The organism is Clostridium sp. K04, assembly GCF_019734375.1.
In the GTDB taxonomy this organism is placed as follows: domain Bacteria; phylum Bacillota; class Clostridia; order Clostridiales; family Clostridiaceae; genus Clostridium; species Clostridium saudiense.
The window spans coordinates 51276-72439 of record NZ_JAASHD010000015.1 but is presented as its reverse complement, the minus strand read 5'-3'; the positions used below and the strand labels follow the sequence as shown (position 1 = coordinate 72439).

General features: G+C 27.8%; 17 protein-coding genes. 12 read left to right on the top strand and 5 right to left on the bottom strand.

The genetic code is table 11. The features are described from left to right. Positions 1-33: 33 nt before the first annotated feature. The 7 genes from HCG70_RS08155 (at position 34) to HCG70_RS08125 (ending at position 11095) form a co-directional block, all read left to right on the top strand. Positions 34-1221: a YibE/F family protein gene (locus HCG70_RS08155; protein ID WP_042394963.1), complete on the top strand. Its 1188-nt coding sequence runs from the start codon at positions 34-36 to the stop codon at positions 1219-1221. A 257-nt stretch (positions 1222-1478) separates the two neighbouring features. Further along, a complete protein-coding gene (gene murQ / locus HCG70_RS08150) occupies positions 1479-2384 on the top strand; it encodes an N-acetylmuramic acid 6-phosphate etherase (RefSeq protein WP_055292217.1) in 906 nt (301 codons plus the stop codon). A gap of 38 nt (positions 2385-2422) precedes the next feature. Then, positions 2423-3784 (top strand): PTS transporter subunit EIIC, encoded by a 1362-nt coding sequence (locus HCG70_RS08145; protein WP_055277162.1) that lies wholly within the window; start codon positions 2423-2425, stop codon positions 3782-3784. A gap of 79 nt (positions 3785-3863) precedes the next feature. Then, positions 3864-4946, top strand: coding sequence for a MupG family TIM beta-alpha barrel fold protein (locus HCG70_RS08140; protein ID WP_221697679.1), 1083 nt, complete (start codon positions 3864-3866; stop codon positions 4944-4946). 11 nt (positions 4947-4957) lie between these two features. Next, positions 4958-5803: a MurR/RpiR family transcriptional regulator gene (locus HCG70_RS08135; RefSeq protein WP_042394954.1), complete on the top strand. Its 846-nt coding sequence runs from the start codon at positions 4958-4960 to the stop codon at positions 5801-5803. Positions 5804-6137: 334 nt separating this feature from the next. Then, positions 6138-8222, top strand: coding sequence for an RND family transporter (locus HCG70_RS08130; RefSeq protein ID WP_055292215.1), 2085 nt, complete (start codon positions 6138-6140; stop codon positions 8220-8222). Beyond that, positions 8219-11095, top strand: coding sequence for a hypothetical protein (locus HCG70_RS08125; protein WP_195959225.1), 2877 nt, complete (start codon positions 8219-8221; stop codon positions 11093-11095). The genes HCG70_RS08130 and HCG70_RS08125 overlap by 4 nt, the downstream gene beginning before the upstream one ends. Before the next feature lie 48 nt (positions 11096-11143). On the opposite strand, the gene HCG70_RS08120 is transcribed toward HCG70_RS08125, so the two are convergent. From HCG70_RS08120 to HCG70_RS08110, 3 genes are all read right to left on the bottom strand, one after another. Next, on the bottom strand, positions 11144-12412 hold the full coding sequence (locus tag HCG70_RS08120) for an ABC transporter permease (protein WP_221697678.1): 1269 nt from the start codon (positions 12410-12412) through the stop codon (positions 11144-11146). Continuing rightward, positions 12412-13326: an ABC transporter ATP-binding protein gene (locus tag HCG70_RS08115; RefSeq protein ID WP_055277114.1), complete on the bottom strand. Its 915-nt coding sequence runs from the start codon at positions 13324-13326 to the stop codon at positions 12412-12414. The genes HCG70_RS08120 and HCG70_RS08115 overlap by 1 nt, the downstream gene beginning before the upstream one ends. A 232-nt stretch (positions 13327-13558) precedes the next feature. Continuing rightward, complete coding sequence (locus HCG70_RS08110) at positions 13559-14956, bottom strand: TRAP transporter large permease subunit (protein ID WP_042394943.1); 1398 nt, start codon at positions 14954-14956, stop codon at positions 13559-13561. Between the two features lie 277 nt (positions 14957-15233). Here HCG70_RS08110 and HCG70_RS08105 point away from each other — a divergent pair, with 277 nt between their 5' ends. The 3 genes from HCG70_RS08105 (at position 15234) to HCG70_RS08095 (ending at position 17235) form a co-directional block, all read left to right on the top strand. Continuing rightward, positions 15234-16370 (top strand): NAD/NADP octopine/nopaline dehydrogenase family protein, encoded by a 1137-nt coding sequence (locus HCG70_RS08105; RefSeq protein ID WP_221697677.1) that lies wholly within the window; start codon positions 15234-15236, stop codon positions 16368-16370. A gap of 98 nt (positions 16371-16468) precedes the next feature. Further along, on the top strand, positions 16469-16945 hold the full coding sequence (locus HCG70_RS08100; RefSeq protein ID WP_042394938.1) for a hypothetical protein: 477 nt from the start codon (positions 16469-16471) through the stop codon (positions 16943-16945). A 134-nt stretch (positions 16946-17079) separates the two neighbouring features. Further along, on the top strand, positions 17080-17235 hold the full coding sequence (locus HCG70_RS08095; protein ID WP_156327858.1) for a hypothetical protein: 156 nt from the start codon (positions 17080-17082) through the stop codon (positions 17233-17235). Positions 17236-17291: 56 nt separating this feature from the next. On the opposite strand, the gene HCG70_RS08090 is transcribed toward HCG70_RS08095, so the two are convergent. After that, a complete protein-coding gene (locus tag HCG70_RS08090; RefSeq protein ID WP_042394935.1) occupies positions 17292-18572 on the bottom strand; it encodes a dicarboxylate/amino acid:cation symporter in 1281 nt (426 codons plus the stop codon). Positions 18573-18827: 255 nt separating this feature from the next. Between HCG70_RS08090 and HCG70_RS08085 the strand changes: the two genes are divergently transcribed. Further along, positions 18828-19238, top strand: coding sequence for a hypothetical protein (locus HCG70_RS08085; RefSeq protein ID WP_055277119.1), 411 nt, complete (start codon positions 18828-18830; stop codon positions 19236-19238). Between the two features lie 38 nt (positions 19239-19276). On the opposite strand, the gene HCG70_RS08080 is transcribed toward HCG70_RS08085, so the two are convergent. After that, a complete protein-coding gene (locus HCG70_RS08080; protein WP_042394931.1) occupies positions 19277-20023 on the bottom strand; it encodes an FAD-binding oxidoreductase in 747 nt (248 codons plus the stop codon). 294 nt (positions 20024-20317) lie between these two features. Here HCG70_RS08080 and HCG70_RS08075 point away from each other — a divergent pair, with 294 nt between their 5' ends. Beyond that, positions 20318-21115, top strand: coding sequence for a MerR family transcriptional regulator (locus tag HCG70_RS08075; protein ID WP_221697676.1), 798 nt, complete (start codon positions 20318-20320; stop codon positions 21113-21115). The last annotated feature ends 49 nt before the right edge of the window (positions 21116-21164 follow it).

Genomic DNA, 21164 nt, shown 5'->3' with positions numbered 1-21164 from the left:
TTGGGATAAACTCTACTTAAATGGAGGAATATCATGGTAGCAGGTTTATTAAGGAGGAAGAAAAATATAAATAGTAAAGTTATTACATTTTGTTTTTTAATAATATTTTTTATATTTTTATACTTTTTTAATAACATTGAAAGGGTAGAGTTAGTAAATAGTTCAGGAACAAGTTATGTAAAAGCTGTGGTTAATGAAATAGTAGAAGATAATATCCAAGAGGATGGTTCTAGAATTGGTTATCAAAAGGTAATGTTAAAGGTATTAAGTGGAAAATTAAAAGGACAATTAATAGAAGGAACAAGCTTTGCAGGATATTTATATGGGGCAGATTGTACTGTTGGAATGAAAGTTATTGCAAGTATAAGCAAATATGAAGATAACGCTTCAGCAGCAGTTTATAGCTATGATAGATCTAATATTATTTATATATTTGTAGGATTATTTTTACTTATGCTTTGGATTATTGGGGGCAAAAAAGGATTTAAGTCAGCAATAGGATTAGTTTTTACGTTTATATGTATAATTTACCTGTTTTTACCTATGTTATATAAAGGATATTCTCCATTTTTATCAGCGGTAATAGTAATAATATTAATAACAATTGTTTCTTTGTATCTTATAGATGGAATAACTAAAAAATCAATTTCGGCAATGATAGGTACCATAATAGGGGTAATAATAGCTGGTATATGTGCAGCTGGCTTTGGTTATGTGGCAAAAATATCTGGTTATAATGTTTCTGAGGTTGAAGAATTAGTATTTGTAGCAAATAATACAGAGCTAAAGGTTGGAGGTATATTATTTTCAGCAATACTTATTGCATCATTAGGAGCTGTTATGGATGTAAGCATGTCAATTTCTTCAACACTTACAGAAATATATAACCATAATAAAAATATTGGAAGAGTGGAACTTTTTAAGTCAGGAATAAATGTTGGAAGAGATATGATGGGAACTATGTCCAATACATTAATATTAGCTTTTACTGGAGGCTCAATAAATACATTAATTTTAAATTATGCTTATGCTCTAAAGCATAATCAAATTATCAATATGTATGAAATAGGTATAGAGATAATGCAAGGGGTATCTGGAAGTATAGCCATAATATTATCTGTTCCGTTAGTATCAATTATTTCATCTTATTTTTTAACTTATGGAAGAAAAAAGTCATTAAGAAGTAAAATTAATTTGGACTCAATATTAGAATATAATTAAGTTATACACATGTGGTTATTGATTTTAAGGGGATATAGCTATTATATGTGCAGTATTAATAAGAATAATGAAAGTGAGAAAACACCTTATAGATTTTTAAATCTTAAGGTGTTTTTAGTTGGGAAAAATCAAATGTTTTCGTAACTATGAAATAAAATAATAAAAAATAACAAAGTACTTGAAATAAAATTTCAAAAGTGGTAATATAAATGTACAAGATGTAAACGTAATCAAGTTTAGTGGGGAGGATTTAAGATATGAATACAATAAAATTAGAAAATTTAACAACAGAAAGTAGAAATAGTAGTTCTTTAAATATCGATAAGGTGTCAACATTAGATATGGTAAAGATTATTAATAATGAAGATAAGAAGGTTGCTTTAGCAGTTGAGAAAGAATTAGTGAAAATTGCAGAAGCTATTGATGGAATAGTAAGTGGAATGCAAAAAGGTGGAAGATTGATTTATATAGGAGCTGGAACATCAGGAAGACTTGGTATATTAGATGCTTCAGAATGTCCACCTACATATGGTGTATCTGAAGAATTAGTTCAAGGAATTATAGCTGGTGGAACTGAGGCAATATTTAGGGCAAAAGAAGGCGCAGAAGACTCTAAGGAATTAGCAATTGAAGATTTAAAATCAAAGAATATAACTGAAAATGATACAATAGTTGGACTAGCTGCATCAGGAAGAACACCTTATGTTATCGGTGGATTAGAATATGCAAACAAAATAGGAGCATTAACAGTATCAATAACGTGCAATGCAAATTCAGAAGTAGCAAAAGTTTCAAAGGTATCAATAGCTCCAGTAGTAGGTGCAGAGGTAGTTACTGGTTCAACGAGAATGAAAGCTGGAACTGCACAAAAGTTAGTATTAAACATGCTATCAACTGGAACTATGATTAAGCTAGGAAAAGTATATGGAAATTTAATGGTAGATGTTAGAGCTACAAATAAAAAGTTAGTTGAAAGAGCAAAAAAAATAGTTTGTGAAGCTACAGGGGTAGATAGGGAAGTAGCAGAAAAAGTATTAAAAGAAACAAATTATGATGTTAAACTGTCAATATTAATGATACTGACAGGATTAGACATAAATGAGGCAAAAGAAAAATTGTCACAAAATAAAGGTTATATTGCTAAGGCAATGGAAACTATTTAAAGTATATAGGGGGAGAGAAGATGACAAAGCAAGGAACTATTACAAACCAAGAAATAGCTAAGAAATTGGTTGAACTTGTAGGAGGAAAGGAAAATATTAAAGCAGTTGAAAATTGTATGACTCGTTGTAGATTAGAGTTAGTTGATTTATCAAAGGCTAAGATTGCTGAGATTAAGAAGGCAGAGGGAACTTTAGGAGTGGTCGAAGCAAAAGGTCAATTACAAGTTATTTATGGACCAGGTAAGGTTAATAAGATAACAGAAGAAGTGAAAAAAATAGTAGGAGTAAAGATAGCTATAGGAGAAGAAGCTGTTAAAGCTACAAAGGCTAAACTAAAAGAAAAAAATGATACAAAATTTAAAAATATACTTAAAAAATTAGGAAATATATTTATTCCTTTAATACCATTATTCGTGGCATGTGGACTAGTACTTGCTGTAAATAATATAGCTGGAGTTTATTTTGGAGATGCATATAAGACAACTAATGCAGCTCAGATAATAGGGTTAATAGGTAATGCAGTATTTTCAATTTTACCAATTTTAGTAGGTGTAAATGCATCTAAAGAATTTGGTTCTCAAATGCCAATGATAGGTGGAGCATTAGGTGGAGTGATATCATCAGCAACATTAGCTAATATAACTTTATTTGGTAAAGCATTAACACCAGGGCGTGGAGGAATTATTTCAGTTATTCTTGTTGTTGCATTAGCTGTATTTATAGAAAAGCAATGTAGAAAATTTATACCAGATGTTTTAGATTTATTTGTTACTCCGTTAATAACATTAACAATATCAGTCTTAGCAGCTTTATTTATATTACAACCCGTAGGTGGAGCAATATCAGATGCTATGGGAATATTAGTTTCAAATACGATAGCTTCTGATAATACAATAGTTTCAGTGTTATCAGGTGCTATATCGGGAGGATTATTCTTACCTCTTGTTATGACTGGAATGCATCAAGCATTAACACCAATTCATGCTGATTTAATTGCGAATGTTGGATATACAATATTATTACCTGCATTAGCAGCTGCTGGTATGGCTCAAGTTGGAGCTACTTTAGCTGTTATAAGAAAAACTAAAAATGAAAGATTAAAGAAAACGGCGAAAAATGGATTAATACCAGGTTTTTTAGGAATAGGAGAACCACTTATTTATGGTGTAACATTACCATTAGGTAAACCTTTCTTAGGGGCTTGTCTTGGTGCAGCTGTAGGTGGAGCTGTGATGGCTTTATTTAAAGTTGGTGCTGTTGCGTTAGGTGTTTCAGGATTACCATTAGCTTTATTAATTGCTGATGGAAAAATATTAGTATTCTTAATAGGAGTTTTAGCATCATATGCAGCAGGATATTTCTTTACAAGTATATTAGGATTTGAAGATCCAGTAGAATAGAATTATATTAAAAGGGTGATATGATATCGATAAACATATCACCCTTAAATTATACTTAGTTAAATTAGGAGGGATTATTATGAGTTTAGGTATTTCAGTTTATTTTGGATTAGATAACACTATGGAAGAAAATATAAAATTGTTAAGTGAAGCAAAAAAAATAGGTTTTACAAGAATATTTACATCTTTACACATACCAGAAGCAAATTATGAAATATTAAAAAAAGAGGTTAATGAATTTTTTAATATAGCTAAAGGTTATGAAATGGATATAATAAGTGATATTTCTCCAAATACATTCAAATTTTTGGAGTTAGAAAATATGGACTTAGAAGGATTAAGAAATTATGGGGTTAAAACTATTAGAATAGATTTTGGATATACTCCAAAAGAGATATCTAGAATGAGTAAGAATAATTGTAATATTAAAATACAGCTTAATGCATCAACTGTAACTGAAGATTTTCTTTTAGAATTAGATAAATATAATCCAGACTATAAAAATATAGATGCACTTCATAATTTTTATCCTAGAAAAGGGACAGGTATTTCAGAGGAATGTATGTTAGAAAAGAATAAAATTCTTAATAAAAGAGGAATTAAAACTTGTGCATTTGTTCAATCAAATAACAGAAAAAGAAGTCCTCTTATGGATGGATTACCAACATTAGAAGATCATAGGGGATTAGATGTAAGGAAAGCGGCAAATCATTTATTTGCTTTAAATAATGAATCAGTATTTATAGGCGATTCTTTACCAAGTATAAAAGAGCTTGAGGATTTAGCTGATTTAAATGAAGAAGCAATAGAATTAGAGATTGAGCTTAAGATAAGAGATAAGGTTGTAGAAAGAATTTTAGGTGAAACATTTTCGGCAAGAACAGATGAAGCTAGAGATGCTATAAGAGCAGCTGAAAGTAGATTAATATTAAATAATGATATTATAAATCCTATGAATACCATTGATAAAAAATATGGAGATATTACTATTGATAATATTGAATATAAAAGATATATGGGTGAATTGCAAATTTTAAAGGTAAATCAATCAAGCGATAGAAGAACAAATGTTGTAGCATCTGTTTTACAGAATGATTTTTATTTATTAAAATATATAAAGGGAGGTAAAAAATTTTACTTTAATATTATTAACAATAAATAGGACGTGAGAATATGAATTTATTGCAGTATATAAGACAAAACTATGAAAGCTTTACAGAAAGAGAAAAGCGTATAGCTGATTATCTTCTTAATGATAATAATGATATTATTGAGATGTCTGCAAAGGAAATAGGGGATGCAACTAATACTTCAGCACCAACAGTAGTAAGATTTTCTAAAAAATTAGGTTTTAGTAGTTTAAATGAAATGAAGATAAAACTATCTATTAGTTTATCTAATAGTAAAAATAAAGAGGAGTTTGAGTATTTAGATAGAGATTTAAGTACTAAAAGTATTATTAGTGGAGTTAAGCAATCAATTCATACAATAATAGATGAAACTGTAAATTTAATAAGTGAATGTGAATTAGATAACGCTATTGATTTATTAAGTAAAGCTAAAAATATTTATGTTTTCAGTGTAGGGGTGTCAAATTTAGTTGGATTAGATTTATATTATAAGATGAGCAGAATAAATAAAAGGTGTATTGCTCATTCTGATACACACCTTCAAATTACTTCTTCAGCTTTGATGGAAGAAGGAGATGTTGCAGTTGCTATTTCATATTCAGGAGATACAAAAGAAGTAATATTATGTGCTGAAAATGCAAAGAAAAATAATATACCTTTAATTGTAATTACAAAAGCAAGTATAAATAATAGCTTAGAAGAATATTCTGATGTAACATTGCATGTACCTTTTGTTGAAAAATCATTAAGAGAAGGTGCTATGACTTCAAGAATTTCACAATTGGCCATCATAGATATGCTATTCTTAGGGATAGCACGAAGTAATATAAAAGATGTGGAAGAAAAGCTTTTAGTAACAAGAGATGCAGTGAAAAAAATAAAGATATAGGAATATAGATGTATTAAAACTAATACTAATGTTAGTGGTTCATAAATGAATTACTAATATTAGTATTAGTTTTTTTGTCTTAAAAGTTTAACAAGATGTAAACTTTTGATTAACAGAATTTTATTAAAAGATGAGAAATGAGACAAATAAACGAGTGACAAAAGATGAAGGTTGAAATGCGAGCAAAAGAAAGGAAATTAAAGGAATATTATTGTGAAACATCATAAATGGAATAAATCATTTTAAATTAAGAAAAAGAGTAATAAAACTAAAATTGAAAAAATAGTTTATAGGGTATAAAGTTTAAATCAGAGAATGATGAGGGGGGAACATTATGAAAAAAATTTCACGAGCAATAGCCAAAAGCAGAATTTTAATTTTAATAGTTGCAATAATTTTATTAATTCCTTCTGCAATAGGTTATTTTAATACAAAAGTTAATTATGATATTTTAAGTTATTTACCTGATGACCTAGAAACTAGAGAAGCTCAAAAAATTATGAAGGATGAATTTGATTGTGGATCTTTAGCTATGTTAATAGTTGAAGGTATGGAAAATAAAGATGTAGCTAAGCTTAAAGAAAAAGTATCCAATGTGGATGGAGTATCAGATGTAATTTGGATAGATGATGCACTTGATATTTCTGTTCCTAAGGAAATATTACCTTCTTTAGTAAGAGATATGCTTTTTTCAGATGACTCAACATTGATGATTGTTAAGTTAAAAGACACTGATGCAAGTGAAAGTACTGAAAAAGCAATAAAGGAAATAAGAAGTATAACAGGCAAACAAGCCTTTTTAAGTGGAATAGGGGGAGTAATAAAAGATACAAAGGATTTAGCAGATAAGGAAACACCAATTTATATTTTAATAGCAGTAATTTTATCAATAATAATTTTAAGCTTAACTATGGAATCTTTTATAATTCCTATTATTTTTATGTTAAGTATAGGAATTGCAGTAGCTTATAATATAGGATCAAATATTATATTTGGTGAAATTTCTTATATAACAAAGGCATTGTCAGCAGTATTACAATTAGCTGTAACGATGGATTATTCAATTTTCTTACTAAATAGATATGATGAAGAATGTAAAAGTCAGCCAGATAAGACTGAAGCTATGGCGGTAGCAATAGAAAAAACTATAGCATCTATTGCAGGTAGTTCTTTAACAACAGTCGCTGGATTCCTAGCGTTATGCATTATGGAATTAGGTTTTGGAAAAGACATAGGATTTGTAATGGCTAAAGGTGTTGTATTTGGTGTTATATGCACTATAACAGTATTGCCAGCAATGATATTAACATTTGATAAGCTTATTCACAAATATAAACACAAGACTTTATTACCTAAGTTTGAAAAAAGTTCTGCCTTTGTGATAAAGCATCACAAGATTCTTGTAATTATTGGTGCAATTATCTTGATACCAGCTATTATAGGAAATAATAATACGGAGGTTTATTATAACCTAGATGAATCACTTCCAAAGGATTTACCTTCTATTGTAGCTAATAATAAATTAAAGTCAGAATATAACATGATGTCTACTAACATAATTTTAGTAAGAGATGATTTAGAAGCATATAAGGTTGATGCAATGATTGATGAGTTAAAAGGTGTTGATGGGGTTACTTCAGTAGTAGGTTTAGAAGATTTACTAGGGCCTAGAATTCCTCAAAGTTTCATACCAAGTGATTTGTTAGAGAAAATAAAAAATGGTGGATATGAAGAAATAATGCTTAATTCAGAGTATAAGGCAGCATCTGATGAGGTAGAAGTTCAATTAAAGGAAATAAACAATATTGTTAAAAAGTATGATAAAGATGGATTAGTTGGTGGTGAGGCGCCATTAACAGAAGATTTGATTACAATAGCAGATAGTGATTTTAATCGGGTTAGTGTAGCATCAATTTTAGCTATATTTGTAATAATACTATTTGTGTTTAAATCAGCAATAATACCTATATTATTAGTTTTAGCAATTGAATTAGCTATTTTTATAAATTTGGGTATTCCGTTCTATATGGGTACAAGCATTCCATTTATATCATCAATAGTCATAGGAACTATTCAATTAGGAGCAACTGTAGATTATGCGATATTATTAACTTCTAGATTTAAAGAAGAGTTAGCATTAAATTCGGATAAGAAAAAAGCAATGACAATAGCACTTCAAAGTTCATCAAGATCAATTGTAACTAGTGCTTTAACTTTCTTTGGGGCAACAGCAGGGGTTGGAATTATATCAGATATGGAAATGATAAGCTCATTATGTACATTAATGGCTAGGGGCGCAATTATAAGTATGGTTGTAATTCTATTTATATTGCCAGGAATATTATTGCTTTGTGAAAAATTAATAGTTAAGACAAGTAAGTCTTTTGTAGAGTGTGTTGAAGGGGGAAAAGAGATATGAGAAAAGGGTTATCAAAAAAATTAGCATGTTTAGTTGCATTAATAACAGTTACATCAAATTCAGTAGTTTTCGCTCAAGATATAAAAAAGGATGAAACTGTTTATGTTATATTAGATGAAAATGGAAATCCGACAGAGCAAATTGTTAGTGATTGGATTAAAGGAAGTGAAAATTTAGGGCAATTTACAGATAAGTCTACATTAAGTGATGTTAAGAATGTAAAAGGTGATGAAGAACCAACTAAAAATGGAGATGAATTAAGTTGGAATATTGATTCTAATGAACTTTATTATCAGGGTAAAAGTAATAATCAATTACCAATAACAATATCAGTTAATTATGAGTTTAATGGTAAGAAGGTTGATCCAAATGAGGTTTTGGGGGAAAGTGGTAAGTTTAAGATTTCTGTTAATATAACTAATAATCAAAGTAAGACAGTATTTATAAATAATGAAAAGAGAAATATTTATTTACCATTGTTAACTGCAGCAGAACTTACTTTATCTAATAGTAACTTTAGTAATGTGGAAGTTAGTTCTGGTAAGGTTATTAATGATGGGAATAATTCCTTAGTAACATTTGTAACAATACCAGGATTAAAAGAATCTTTAGATTTGGGAGATGTATTAGATGACTTATTAGGTAGCAGTAGTATTGATTTATCTGATTCATTTGAAATTACAGGTGAAACTAATAATTTTGAGATACCAGCGATAATGGTTTTAGCTACTACATCAAGTGAAGATATAGATGAAATTGAAGGTATTGATAGTTTGGATGATTTAAGGACATCATTAAATGATCTACAAAAAGGTGGAGAAGATTTATTAAGTGGATCTAAGGAATTATTAGATGGACAAACAGAATTAGCAAGTAATTATTCTATATTTAATGCAGGAGTAGGAACATTAAATAGTGGAGCTATTGAACTTAGAAATGGATTAAATACTTTAAATGGAAGTGTTCCAACATTACTAAGTGGAGTAAATTCATTAAATAGTGGAGCAGGTCAAATTAAAGAGAATTATGATAAATTTGATGAAGGAGTATCATCATTAGCAAGTGGTGCAAGCACTTTAAATAGTGGAATTAATACTTTAAGTGGTAGTGTACCAACATTATTAAGTGGAGTTAATACATTAAATAGTGGAGCAGGTGAGTTAAAGGATAAATATACACAATTTGATGATGGAATATCATCATTAGCAACAGGTGCAAGTGCTTTAAATGAGGGGATTAATACATTAAATGATAGTGTACCAACATTGAATAATGGAGCAGTTGCATTAAATTCAGGTGTAAGTGAATTACAAGGAAAATACACAGAATTTGATTTGGGAGTATCAAGTTTAGCTGATGGAGCTAAAAATTTAGATGAAGGAGTATCTAATTTAGAAGAGGGATCAAAAAGTTTAAATGAAGGTGCTACAGAATTGAGTAGTGGACTTGGAACTTTAAAGTCTTCACAAGAAGAATTTACTTCTAAAGTTAATGAGTATGTAGGAGGCGTAAGTAGTTTAAATGAAAATTATGATTCAATAGATAGTGGTATATCATCTGCATTAAGTGGTATGACAGAATTAAATAATGGATTGCAAGGAGCTGGAGATGGAATTGGAAAGCTTCAAGATACTACAAGTAGCTTAAAGCAAATTGCAGAGTCGATTGATACAATGGCTACATCAATTGAAAAAATAGATCCTACTCAAGCAAAAGAGCTTAGAGAATATAGCGCTAAAATTAAAGCAATTGCAGATGGTCAAACCGAAGGATTAACAAATTTATCTTCTGCACTTCAATCAGGAGCAAGTGGAGCAAATGAGCTAGAAAATGGTTTAAGAAATTTAGCTAGTGGATCTGCAGAAGTTAAAGTTGGATTATCGCAATTATCATCAAATGGGGATTCTTTAAATGCAGCAGCACAAGCTATAAGTAATGGAATAAGCTCAGCATATGATGGTAGTAAGTCTTTATTAGCAGGAACATCAAGCTTGCAAAGTGGTGTAGGTAATTTAAAGAGTGGAAGCAATACATTGTTAAATGGGGCTAATTCATTAAATGATAATTCTAAACTTATAAATTCTGCCATGGGAGATTTATCTAATGGAAGTCAAAAATTAGCGGCAGGTACAGGAGTTTTATTAGATGGTACAACAGCTTTAAGTGAAGGAAGTAATACATTGTTAGATGGAGCTAATGAATTAAGCACCAATTCAAAGTTGATAAATTCCGGAATAGGATCAATATATGATGGAACAAATCAATTATCAAGTGGAGGTAAGACGTTAGCTGATGGAGTAAGTGATTTAGCAATAGGAAGTAATCAATTATCAAATGGAGCTAATGAATTAAATACAAATTCAAAGAAGATAGATTCAGCATTAGGTGCACTGTATGATGGAACAAAGGAGTTAGTTAGTGGAGGAAAAACATTAAGTCAAGGGGTAAGTGCCTTAGCAACTGGAGGTAAGACATTAGCAGAAGGTACAGGAACATTAAAAAATAACTCAGAAAAGATTTTAAATGGAACAGAACAATTAAAAAGTGGAACACAATCATTATATGAAGGTGTTGATAAGCTAAAGAATGAGGGATTAGACAAAATCAATGATTTAGGAAGTGAAGCTTTAGATAGTATCGATGGATTTAGTCAAGCAAAGGATGAATTAGTGCAAATGGCAAAGGATTATGGTGTTTATTCAGGATTAACAAGTGATATGAAAGGATCTGTTAAATTTATAATGAGAAGTGATGCTATTGAAAGTTCAGATATTGATAAGACAACAGATGATTCAAGCACTAAGAATACAGAGAATAAATCAGATAAAAGTGATAAGTCATTAATTGATAAAATAAAGGGTCTATTTAATTAGTAAGTTTTATTATTAAGGAGCATGTAAATTAATCATGCTCCTTATATTTTAAGAAATTTTTTCTTTTTTAAACCATTTTAAAGCATTTCTAAGCTTAATTGGATTACCATACATTAAAGTACCTAATCTATAAATCTTAGCAGATGCAAGAGCTGTTAAGATAGTTGAAGCTAGTAAAATAATAAATGAAATTACAATTTCAAAATTAGATACAGTTCCCATTGCAACTCTTATTAGCATGGTCATTGAAGAACTAAAAGGAATAAATGATGCAATTTTGATAAGTAAGCTATCACTATTTGATAATCCAAACATACTTATAAAGAATACAATAACGAAAATCATTGTTATAGGTCCAATACTAGAACTTATATCTTCTGTTTTAGAAACTAATGCTCCTAAAGCTCCAAATATAAATGAATAGAAGAAGTATCCTAAACCACCAAATATAATAAAAGTTAATAATATATTTGATGGAATTTTAAATATGCCATCTAAAAGGCCGTTCCATGCTTTACTATTTAGGGAATAAGTTATCATTCCAGAAGCAAGAATTACTCCAACTTGAATAAAACTAGCTAAAGCTGCAGCTATTACTTTACCAAAAATAAGGCTATTGCTATTTGCACTTGTAACTAAGACTTCAATGGCTCTATTGCTTTTTTCAGATGTTACAGCAACTGCAATAAGTTGTCCATATAATAAAATCATCATATACATTGCAAAAATAAAGATGTATACATAAAAGAAGTTATTAGCACTGTCTTTTCCAAGGATAGTAACATCAGAATCAAATGAGGGATGTATGACAGATTGTAAATCATTTATATTTAAGTTATGTTCATTTGCATAAACTTGTTGGCCTAAGCTTGATAATAGATTTTCAAAAATCATTTGGTTTGTATCTGTAAATCCTGAATTATTAACTAAATATGAATATTTAGTTAAGCTATCAACTGAAAAACCAGCTTCTACATTTCCTAATTTAATTAATTCTTCGGCTTCATCTAAACTAGTAACCTTTGTCCATTTAGAGTTTAAGAAAGCTGATTCAAGAATATCTAAATTTTCAAAAATATTATTATTATCTATTATTACAAAGCTTTTTTTATCTTCTTCAGAGATTTCTTCTACAGACTCAATACTTTCTGTAGAGTTTTGGTCTAATTGAGGAATAAGTTTAGACATATTAAAAAATGAAGGTAAAGATAATCCTATTATCAATAATATAGAAAAAAGAATTGTAGTAATCATATATCCCTTGTTTTTAAAATAGTTACTTAATTCAAAGCTTAATACATTTAAAAATTGTTTCATTATTCATCACCAGCCTTTAATACAAAAATATCAGTTAATGTAGGTTCATATATTGCAAATTTTTCAATATCAATATTAGTAGTTAAAATATGTTTTAATAAGTTATTTTTAGTAGTATTTTCACAAAGTTCTAATACTAAAAAATCTTTTTTTACTTCGTAAATACTAACTAAATTAGTAAGTTGTTCTTCACATATTTTTTTTAGTTCTTCTAGAGAATAGTTACTTGCACTTAATATAAGTCTATTTTTTCCAAAATCCTTTTTTATATCTTTTAAATTACCGCTTAATGCAATATTACCTTTATTAATTATAGCTATGTCTTCACAAAATTCTTCTACATAGCTCATTTGATGGCTAGAAAAAATAACAATTTTATTATTTTGAATTAACTCATTTACTACATCTTTAAGAATTTGAGCATTTACAGGATCAAGCCCACTAAAAGGTTCATCTAAAACTATAATTTCAGGATTACAAACTAAAGTTTGAGCTAATTGAACTTTTTGTTGATTACCCTTTGATAAAGTGTCTAGCTTCCTATTTGCATATTCCTCAATACCTAGTCTTTTAAGCCATTTTAAAGTATTTTCTTTAGCTTCTTTTTTACTTATACCTCTTAATGAAGCAAGGTATATGATTTGTTCTGTAACTTTCTTTTTAGGATACAGCCCCCTTTCTTCTGGTAAATATCCAATTTGATGATTTTTAGGTATAAAAGGTTTACCATCAATTAATATTTCACCAGAATCACATTTAAATACGTCCATCAATATTCTGATAGTTGTTGTTTTACCAGCACCATTTCTACCTAATAGACCTAATGCCTTACCACTTTCAACAGAAAAAGAAATTCCGTGAAGTACTTCATTTCCAGAAAAGCTTTTTCGTATATTTTTCACTTCTAGTTTCATAATATCCCCCTAAACATAAAATAGAATTAACTACTGTTAAAAAAGTTTGAAATAAAAATATAAAACAGTAATTTATAACTTATTATAAAGTATAAAATAATTAATTGCAATAATTGTTAAGTAAATTTTAACAAAAGTTATTTAATAATAAAACATAATTAGAAAAAAATGGTTTAATATAATGAAAAAGGTTGTACAAAAATCATACAACCATGTGATAAAGTATTAAGTTTTATACAAAAAATATTATAGCAAAAATTATTGTTACAATTAGTCCGATGGATACAGGCAATAAATTTTTTCGAGCCAAATCAAAAGGGGAAACATCACAGATTGCAGCTACTGGGATTAATGCCCATGGGATTAATGTGCCTCCTCCAATCCAAATTGTACATATTTGTCCTATTGACGCTAAGGCAGAAATATTTATTGACATTGATTGAGAGAAAAGCATTGCAGATGAACCTACTAATGAAAGACCGGAAAAGCCAGATCCATCAAGACCGGTAAGTAGACCTACACTAGAAACAGTTGCTGTTGCAATTGCTTTATTTAATGGTACTGCATTAGAAAGTGCAATTCCAAGGTCGTTAATAATACCATTAGAATTGGCAGGCAATATATCTCCTATAATTGATTCAAAGCCATTTCCACCAAGATAGAAAAATGTTGCTACTGGGATAACAGCACCAAATACCTTAAAAGCAAATTGAAAACCATCTACAATATATGGAGTTATTTCTTTCATGTTATTAAATTTATAGTTTCCAAGAAAAATTATAATCAACAAAAATAAGGTAGTACCGCCGACTAAAGCGGTTGCATCGCCTCCAGTTAAAGAAAATACTATCATTAATATAATATCTAAAAGATATCCGGCAAAAACTAATAAAGCGTATAAGTTTTTTTGCTTTTTGGATAGCTTGATTATATTTGAAGCCGATTTACTAAATTCTTGTGTTGTTTGTTCAGAATAACCTTGAGAAACAGTATTTTTTTTGATATCTCTCAAAACTATAAAAAAAGCGATTACAGTGGTGGTAATTCCCATTACTATTTCTAGGGGAATAAGAGTTGAATTAAGAGAGCTAATACTAATATTAGCAGCGTTAGCAGTTAATTTAGAGGCGCCTTGAATTATAATATCACTTGATAATGCTATTCCATGTCCAAATAGATTCATAGCCATTGCAGCAGATAGCTTTGGGAGTCCAACTTTTTTTGCAACTGGAATTAAAACTGCACCGATTAATGCAACAGCAGGAGAAGGCCAGAAAAACCAAGAAATAATCATCATTGTTATTCCAATAACCCAATAAGCTATATATTTATTTTTTATTAGTTTTGATAATGGTGATACTATGGCTTCGTTTATGCCAGTTACAGATAATAATTTACTAAAAGCAGTAATGATAGATATTATTAAAATAATAGGCAATAATTCTGTTATAGCATATAAGAATCCATTAAACACGGAAATTATAGATAGTGGTATAGATTTACTGCTATATAGAGCTATTGATAAAACACCAAAGACACAAACTATAGTTATGTCCTTTTTTCTGAAAATCGATATTAGTATTAAAATTGTAAAAAATATATAAATGAAATGTATAGTTGATAAAGTCATATAATATACCTATATTTATTGTTATATTACAAGATATGAGTTTTTTCTACCTTGTGTGATTTTAAATAATAAATATAAATTATAATTAATTAAAATATTATTATGTGATAGTATAAAATGATTGTATGTGAAATTATATAACGCCAATATTGGATATTATTATATTTTATTATAATTAACAAGTAAAAGTTTACAGAAAATATACAAGTTATTAATGTAAAAGATGATAATATATAATTATAAAAGACTTAAGATAAATAAAAGTAGGAGGATAAAAATGAATATTTGTATTATAGGTGCAGGAAATATAGGAACATATTTAGCTGCATATATTTCAATGAAACATGAAAATAAGGTTTGGTTGCATACTTCTAAACCAGAAGCATTTAATGATACTATTGCTTTAATTGAAGAGGAAAAAAATATAACACATCATATAACTTTACATTGTATAACAAGTAGTTATGAGGAGGCTGTTAGTAATGCTGACTACATATTAATTACATATCCTTCATTTATGATGGAAAAGACAATAGAATCAATACTTCCTTATTTAAAGAAAGGCGCAGTTGTTGGTGCAATTCCAGGCTTTGGTGGAAAAGAGTATTTAATAGATAAGCTTTTAGATAAAGGATGTATATTCTTTGGAACTCAAAGAGTACCGTCCATTATTAGACTTGAAAAGTATGGCGAAAGTGTTTTGTTAAAGCAAAAAAATCCATTTATGAAAATTAGAGTTATACCAGGAGAATATTCTGAAAGGGTTGCTAAAGATATGAGTAATTTTATAGATATTCCATGTATTCCGTTAAATTCATATTTAGCAATAACATTATCACCTTCTAATCCTACTATGCATCCTTCAAGATTATATGAATTATTCCATGATTATGTTGAGGGAGAACATATTTATGAAAGAAATCCATATTTTTATGAGGAGTGGGGAACTTTAGCATCTACAGAGTTATTAAAATTAGATGAGGAGTTAGAAGCAATTTTTAATGCATTTAACGAAAATGGTGATTTTGATCCTAGGGATATTGAAAAAATAAAGTCAAGATATAATATAAATACTGCAGAAGAATTAAGTGAAAAGATAAATACAGCTCCTGGATTTATAGGAATTGATTCTCCTATGGTTAAAATAGATGGGGGATATATTCCAGATAAATCTTCAAGATATTTTATTGAAGATATAAAATTTGGTTTATGTATTTTAAAATCATTTGCAGAGATATTAAATGTTGATACACCTGAAATAGATAAGATAGCAACATGGGGACAAAAGTTTTTGGAAAAAGAGTATATAGTAGATGGTAAGCTTAAAGGAAAAGATATTAATGAATTAACAATACCACAAAATATGGGAATTAATACTAAAGAGGAATTAATTAATTATTATAAAGGACTATAATAGTTATTAATATTATATCTATATTAAGTATTAATGTAGTGATAAATTTGATATAATTAAATTATGGTATATTACTTAGGGATAATGGGAGGAGAAATATGGATGAAATTTTTGAGCAATTAATTGAATGTGATAAGGGAAAAGGAAGAGTTAAGATATTACAAGGATTAGCTATGATATTAGTAGTATTATCAGCATTCTTTTTATTATCATCATTAGTTATTGCAATTGTTATGTTATTATTAGCTATAGGAGCTTTTATTTTAAGTTATTTAAGTTATGTTGAATATGAGTATGAGTTGTATAATAAAACTATTACTGTAACTAAAATTTATAATGAAAGTAAAAGAAAAATAGTTGCTAATATTTCAATGGAAGATGTAAGAAAAGTTTATGAAAGTACTAATAATACCAATAATAAAAATAAAGTTTCTTATTATAATTCTAAAGTTAGTGGGTTAAACATTTTTACATTTGAAATGAATGATAATAGAATAATAGAGTTAGCTTTGAATGAAAAGCTAAAAAGAAGAATTTCTACAGTTTTTGCATTGAAAATAGTAAGACAGTTTTAGTAGATAATTTAAGCTTCTATATATTACTCTAATTTAATATAGAGTAAATATAGAAGTTTTTTTATTGTTAATTTATAAATAAGAAGCATATAGGAATAATAATAACATAATAAGATTATAAGAGGTGTATTTTTATGAATAATAAAAATGATATTAACAATAAAAATAGTGAAGGTTTAATTGATGGAGTTATAATTTGTGAAGAAGAGGAGAAAAAGTTAATTCATGGAGATAACCCTAAAGAAAAAAGAGGAATTGAAAATATATTTAACTTTCCAAACTTAAATTAATAGTTATAAAATAATTACCCACTTTAATTTATATCAAGTGGGTAATTATTTTTATATTAAATTGCTTTATTAAGTTCAATTACATCTGAATAGAAGGTCTCTTCATTAAATTCACCTTCTTGTTTTGCAACAATAGTAGTACAAATAGCATCTCCTGTAACATTAACAGCAGTTCTTGTCATATCAAGAATTCTATCAATTCCCATGATTATTCCTATACCTTCTACAGGAAGTCCTACTGAATTAAGAACCATTGATAATGTAATAAGTCCAACTCCTGGTACTCCTGCAGTTCCTATAGAAGCTAGTGTTGCTGTTAATATAACTGTAAGATAAGCATTTAAACCAAGTTCAATTCCAAAAGCTTGAGATATAAATACAACTGCGACCCCTTGCATTATTGCAGTACCATCCATATTTATTGTAGCACCTAATGGAACTGTAAAAGATGATATCTTTTCAGAAACCCCCATTTCATTATCAAGAGTTTCGATGCTAAGAGGTATAGTTGCATTAGAAGATGATGTAGAAAAAGCAAAACTCATTACAGGGAAAAACTTTTTTAAGAATGTTAAAGGATTTAATTTTGTAAACACCTTTAACATTGACATATAAGTTATTAAGCATTGTAATACTAATGCTAACATTACTGCAAATATATATTTTAGCATTGGAGCAAAGGCACTCCAACCAATGTTAGAGAATGTTGTAGCTATTAAACAAAATACTCCAACTGGAGCAGCTTTCATCACTATCATAGTCATTTTCATCATTATTTCGTTAAATTCACTAAAGAAATTTGCAACAGTTTTAGCCTTTTCATTAAGCATAGCAAGTATGATTCCAACTAGAATTGAAAAGAATATAATTTGCAACATATTTCCATTTGCTAATGCCGAAATCGGATTTGTTGGAATTATATCTAAAAGAACATCTGATACAGAAGTTGCTTCACTTACTGTAGTTTCAGCAATTTCAATATTGCTCATATCAAGGCCTATTCCAGGATTAATTAATTTACCTACACCTATAGCTAAACTAATAGCAATAGCAGTTGTAACAAGATAAAAAACTATAGTTTTTACACCGACACGTCCTAATTTTTTAGTATCTCCTATTGCCATACTTCCACAAACTAAAGAGCAAAATACCAGTGGCACAACTAACATCTGCATTGCTCTTAAGAATCCTTTTCCTATGACTTTAAAAACACCATTAATTAGTATATCATCTCTTATTATTCCAGGTGGAACTATACCATAAAGAATTATACCGCAAATTGCTCCAAGTATCAGTCCAATAAAAATTTTTGTTGTTAAACCTAATTTTTTTTTCATATTAGCCCCCTTATTTTTTGGAAAAAATGAATTATTTTTTTAAAAAACTTGCATTTTAAATAAATTTTACCATATAAAATAAAATCATACAATATGATTTTATAAGGAAAATGGGAATTTTTTTTAGAAAAATAGTGAAAAAGTTTAATAAATGATGAATAAAATTAAATTAATCCTTCATTTTACTGAATATAAAGTGAAAGGATAAATGAATAAATTTTTATAAATGGTCAAAGATAAAAAATGGTGATGTTTATGTTTAATTTAATTTATATATTATTAGGAATTTACTTAATAAAAATTATAAGTATAAGAATAGTAAGGGATTATAAAAAAATAAGAGGTAAAGAGAAGGGTGAATTATTTAGTTTTAGAAAATCTATTGTAGGTAAAATAAAAGAAGCCTTTAGTGAAGGAAACAATATATTTATTTATAGAAATAGTAAAAATAATAATAAAGAAGTTAATAATATACATGAAGAAGATTGGAATTTAAAACGTCAAGATGCATTAGAAAAAGCCAAGTATAAATGTGAAGAATGTGGTAACATAGCCAACCTCGGTGTATATGAAAATAATGTTAATAGTAGTAATGATGAGTTAATTGTCTTATGTAAAAAATGTTATGAAAAGAATATTAATGCAGTAAAGCTACATTATGAATAAAGAGTTATAGTCTCCTTTAGAGGCTATAACTCTAATAATTATTTGCTAAAAAGCTCATAATTAATTTTAGAACTATCTACTCCCAGTTCAAGCAAAGTACTTTCTACAGCCTTCATGAATACAGGAGGACCGCAAAGATAGAAATCTGAATCTAAGTTAACATTATCTTTTAAATAATTCTTATTAACATATCCAGTAAAGTTATAATCTATTCCTTCTTTGTCACTATCTAAAGGATTTGAATAAAATACAGTATTTTTAATACCTTTAATTTTAGCAATAGATTCTATATCATTCTTAAATGGATGCAAACTAGAGTTTTGAACGGCTTGAATAAAATGAATATTATTCCTAGTTGAAGATTCTTCATATAGCATTGCTAAAAGAGGGGTAACACCTATTCCACCAGAAATTAAAACAATATCATTCTTTTTATCTTTTACAGTAAATACACCCATTGGGATCATAGCTTCAATAGAATCACCTATATTAAGATTCTCATGTAAATAAGTACTGATTAAACCACCATCAATTTTCTTTACACTTATTCTATAGGTATCATCATTAGGAAACATTGAAAGACTATAAGTTCTCATTATATCTTTATATTTAGGATTATCTGTTTTTATTTTAAAGGGTAAAAATTGTCCTGCTTTTGGTTTAACAAGTTTACCACCATCTTTTGCTTTAAAATAAAAAGAAATTATTGTAGGACAAACTTCAACTTTATCAACTAAAATCAACTCTCTAAAATCATTCCAAGACCCATTAATTATATTACTCATAAATATCCTCCTATAATTTTATTATTAACTAATAATTATTATTATCTAATAAAAAGAAAAGTAAGTCAATATATATTAAGTATATTTTTCCAAAAACACTTTTATTATAAATAAAGTAGAGAATAATTTTATGATGGTAATTGCTATTTATAATTTATTTTGATTTTTGAATGTGTTAAGGTGAATTTAAATTATATATGAGAAGAGATGTTTTAAAAATAGACAATAATAAATTAATATATTAGTATAAATTTTAAGAGTTATAATAAATAAACAAGATGGAGAAATAAAGAAGTGAAAAATAGATTTTTAATAGGGGAAGTATCAGAATATTTAGGAGTTTCAAGAGATACATTAAGATATTATGATAAAGATAATATTTTAAAGCCTTCAATCATAGGGAAAAATGGTTATCGTTATTATACAATAGAAGATATTATTAAATTAAGCTATGTTATTGCTTTTAGAGAAATTAATATATCTATAAAAGAAATTAAAGATATTATTAATAACTGTACTCTTGAACAATTAAAAAAAGTTCTTCAAGATAAAGAGTATGATATAGATAATAAAATTTTAGAGCTAAAAAAGTTAAAGAAAACTGTTAGTAACTTTAAATATGATATAGAGAAGACTATAAAATTATTAAATAAAATAGAAATTGTTAATTCACCTATTATATTCTATGAAGAACTAGCAGATGGAATGGATTTAAAGACTTATAAGATAATGGATAAGTTTAATAGTTATGAATACTTAAATGAAGTTACATTTTCATCTGTAATAAAAAAGGAGTTTTTTAAGATAAATAAAGTTGAAAATAATATAGTTTATGCTATTAGCGGAATAGTTTATAAGAGTGACTATATAGGAAACTTGATAGATTATAAATGTTTCAAATATGATAAATGTATTCATAGTATATTTAAAATTAATATTGATATTACAGAGGAAAGTATAATGTATCTTAAAAAATATATAGATGGTAATAATATAGAAATTATAGGCGATAGTGTAGCAAGATTTATAACTTTTGAAAATAAGAATGATAAAACTACTGATTACATTGAAATATGGATTCCTATTAAATAAAAATATATTGACCTTGGAGTTACTCTAAGGTTTATTATTTTTTAGGAAA